2 protein-coding genes are annotated in these 3,417 nt (G+C 43.4%); both read right to left on the bottom strand.

The window, feature by feature from the left end:
* Positions 1-1,232, bottom strand: a 1,232-nt coding sequence (locus tag FNE76_RS08635; protein ID WP_235895377.1) for a hypothetical protein, incomplete at its 3' end; no start/stop codon positions are given.
* 33 nt (positions 1,233-1,265) lie between these two features.
* On the bottom strand, positions 1,266-3,041 hold the full coding sequence (locus tag FNE76_RS08630) for a hypothetical protein (protein WP_235852322.1): 1,776 nt from the start codon (positions 3,039-3,041) through the stop codon (positions 1,266-1,268).
* Positions 3,042-3,417 lie beyond the last annotated feature (376 nt).

Here is a 3,417-nt window from a genome sequence, read left to right as displayed (position 1 = left end):
TACTTTTGTTCCTTTGTCAAGTGTTTTTGTAATGCCAAGCATAGGGCATTGTTAGATTTAAAGGTTTGGAGTTGGTCCTTAGAGTTAAGATACACACAGGGCGCGTTGTCAATGGAGATCAAACGCAGGGAGTTTAGATATTCTTGTAAGGGTTTGGGGTCATAGCTGTGTTGTTGGAAGATTTGCAAACAAAGTGCTTTAGACTCTTTGTCTAAATACCGGGGTTGCAAACAAATGGTGGGGTTTTGGGTGAGAGTTAGCTGCATCGCTTGGGCAAAAGGGACTTTTGGCTTGAGAATAGAAAATGTATATGCATCATCCTCAGCAGGGGTGATACGCAAATGGGTAACACTTTCCCAATACAAACCCATCGCACTTTCAAAGTCATTGTCATTAGCATCACCCCCCAAGAAGGCAAAGGCGCGCGCCTGGCAATAAGCCATCCACGCGTTTAAATCTTGGACCTTGACCCCCCCAACAGCACGGACAATCTGGATTGTCAAAAAATCTTTGAAACCATCTTTTTCATTGGCACCAAAAAACCTTACATTTTCAATAAAACCGCTATCCATGAGGTAGTTGTGTGCATCGATGGATGCAAAATCCTCAAAATAGTGGCGCAAAGTCGGAGTCTTAGGACCTTTAACCATGTTTAAATGATCTTTTCGAATGCCCATAATCTCCCAATTAGGGATTAATGCGTCAGACTTGTCATGCAACATCTGTAGATAATCTGTAATGTCCAAACCCTGATGATAGGCTTCAAGTAAGGGGGCATAGGTCAATTCTATGCCCCTTAAAAATTCTAAAGTGTGTTTTTTAGCGTCAAAGGGCTTAACACGCTTGGGAGACTTCATTTTCTTGCACTTTGAGATGTGGTTGTTGCAATAAAATTCGGGGGTGGAGTCGCTCAATAAATTAAAAAGGTTGTACATCTCAAGGGCTTTGAGCGCTTGGATCATTTGGGCTTGCTTGGGGGTTTTGGGCTGGAAAGATTGTAAAAACGGGATATGATCAACAAAGGCTTGCAGGTGCTTGACAAGGGTTGGTGCTTCTTTTTGCATGGCATGGGAAAAGACCATGTCCCAATTTATACGCGTGTAACGCTCTTTAAAATCTTGCTCATAGATTTTAACCACTAATGCGCGGGCTTGTTGCATTTGCTGGACCAAATTAGGGCTTACAGCCCATAGGGGGCTGATGAGTAAAAGTATTCCAATGAGGAAAATCATTTCAACTCCTTTATTTAATACAAGCTAAAGATTTTATTCTTGATCAGGGTCTGGCAATAGCTCGTTTAAATGATTCCACGCTTGCGCTTCAAACATGCCCGTGTCATCGTCTGTTAAATTGGCACTATTATCAGCAATGGCACTCTCCCCGGGGTCTTTAAAATCATAATCACCAGCATAGCCACAATTTTTGATAACATCGAGCTTTTCAGCCATATTTTTTGCTTTGTTAGCTGCATTAAAACAAGTCTGAGCCACCCAAGTCTCTTCATCCCCATCACAAGCGTGATCGCCACAATCATCCGTGGGCAATTGACTGAGTGATCCCACTAAAATGATATGCACCGCATCTCCCTGTTGGACTTTTTTTATAATCTTAGAAACGAGATTAATGGGGGTGTTATAATATGCAAGATCATCGGCAGCAGCGGGCGAAGCGGATGTAATCACATAAAAATTTTTCTTGGCATTTTTAGGCACTAGATCGATGCTATGGGCTTTGTGAAAAAAGGTCTTTAGGGGTTTGGCATAGGCTTTCACATAATTATAACCCGATGCCTCCTCTTGAAAATCATTCAAGAGGGCTTGATCGTTTTTGTGTAACTTGCGCACCCGTCCGGGTTTAAACCACAGCTTGGCTTGTGGGCTATAAAGCCACACGCTTTGCTCAAGGCTTTGTTTGTCTTGCAAGAGCGCGATTTGAAAGGGGGCATGGCTCAAGCTAGCCTTTTTTACAACCTTGTAGGCACTCAAACCCTGTGTTTCTTTGGGGGGCTTATCCCCCATAGGAGCGTCTAAACTCTTTAAAAAGTCGCGCGCTTTGATGAGCCCTATTTTGGGGTTATAGATAATGGGAGTGGGGTTGTTGTTGTCTATATATCCGGGTGTATCATTGTGTTTGCTATCAATGCCAAAGAGAAAGTCCTCCCAATTTCTGCCCGTGTTGCCCACTTTTTTAACGGCTTTGGGGTCATCGGGCACATCACAAGAACCTTTAGTAGAGGTGGCGTGGAATTGTTTTTTGAGGCGGTGGTAAGATTTAGATAGGATGGCTTTACCATCTCTCACATCATCTGTAAGAAAAACATGCACGCGGTAGTGCTTTAAGATGGTGGGGAATTTGTCAAGGATTTCTTTGGTGCGTTGGTAGAGATTTGAAAAGCTATCTGCAAAATCCAAAATTAAATAGAGATCGGGAGCTTTGGGGTTGGTGGAGGGGAAGGTATCCAAGCAGGGTTTAGGCAACGCTTCAAAAAAAGATCCAAAGAGAAGGGGGGCTTTTTTGGCATCTAATTGCTGGGCACGCGTGTTGATTTGATTAAAAAGAGTGGCATTATCTCCAAAAGCTTGTTGCACTTCTATAGCTTGGGTGGTGTTGGCATTAATGAGCCACACACTGGGGCCATCAAAGGTAGCGCTCTGCCAATCTGTGCCTTGCAAGGGTTTTAAAGAAAGCAAGGCTTTTTTAAAGTAAGAAACATCCATATCCTCGCGCATAATCGCGTAAGGGCCAGTGTAAAAGAGATTCCACATCTTTATGATCTGCGTGGGTATGGCTTGGTTGTGTGCCCATATTTCATCGTATGTTGGGTCAGCACCATAAGGGTAATCATCGGGTCTTTGATTAGCCAGTTTAAGGGTTTGTTTATCCACCCACCACGCCTCCCATTTGCCCTTGTGATCCACAATGAGCACTTTAAAATCCGGACCCTCATCAACAGACTTAACCACCTTGCCTGGGATGTGGTGCTGTTTTAAGAGGACTTGCCAATTGATCTCTTTTGCCTCTTTAGCCACAAGGTGTGCCATACACAGGCCCCACAAGATAAAAAGACACTTTAGAGTGTTTGAAAACTTGGGATTGGGGTAATACCCCCCACTCTTAGAGGGAGGTTGCTTTGCAAGTGATTTCTTAATATGTCTACACATCTTTTAGTCCTTGATTGTTCTTTGTATATCAAAAAATTGTAAAGACTTTAGATGAACTTTGGAGAATCCCATCACGCCCTTTGCCCAAAAACTCTCAAGACTGACTTGATGGACGCTAAGAGAGATTGGCCCTAGAGAGTCTAGATTTAGAGGGCTTGATGGGAGCAGAGACTAAAGAGCAAACCAACCCCAAGAGGCATATAAAAACCCACCTCATGCTACATACAATACCCGCGCTCTTTGCATTGGGCAAACA

This window comes from Helicobacter mehlei (assembly GCF_007280785.1).
Taxonomy (GTDB): domain Bacteria; phylum Campylobacterota; class Campylobacteria; order Campylobacterales; family Helicobacteraceae; genus Helicobacter; species Helicobacter mehlei.
The sequence above is the reverse complement of the archived record's forward strand: the minus strand, read 5'-3'. Positions and strand labels throughout refer to the sequence as shown.

What these genes read in the sequence shown, in the direction of transcription:
- FNE76_RS08630 (WP_235852322.1), bottom strand. Translation starts at nt 3,041, where the DNA reads ATGGCACACCTTGTGGCTAAAGAGGCAAAAGAGATCAATTGGCAAGTC.